Origin of the sequence: Vibrio sp. TH_r3, from assembly GCF_033101115.1 — a bacterium.
Classification (GTDB): Bacteria; Pseudomonadota; Gammaproteobacteria; order Enterobacterales; family Vibrionaceae; genus Vibrio.
The window spans coordinates 1-352 of record NZ_JAWMPW010000097.1; the positions used below are offsets into that span (position 1 = coordinate 1).

Sequence of the window (352 nt, forward strand, 5' to 3'; positions counted from 1 at the left end):
ATCAGTTACTGTGACCGTTACATCGCTGTATTCGCCTGCACTCAAAGCAAAACTGATACCTGAGCCAGCAATTGGGCCGGTTACTGTTCCGTTTAAGGTGTAGCTGTATGTCCATGAAGCCGTATCGTCTGGCAATGCCACATTAACGGTACCGTCAGTAGTAATGTAATCGCCAGATACCCCTGTGTCTTCAGCCAGTGTTACCGTCGCCGCGGATGGCGCGGTGCTATCAATAGTGATCTGCGAATCTAAAGAAACGGTGGCGACAGTATCGCCGCTGCTACTGATCTCTTGTACTTTAATCGTATCGGCGCTGTAAGTGCCATCCGTCAGTTCGAAACTGTTACCCGAA

Annotated in this window: 1 protein-coding gene; it reads right to left on the reverse strand. The window is 49.7% G+C overall.

The window, feature by feature from the left end; all coding sequences use genetic code 11:
• Positions 1-352, reverse strand: a 352-nt coding sequence (locus R3X26_RS18955; RefSeq protein WP_317718865.1) for a hypothetical protein, incomplete at both ends; no start/stop codon positions are given.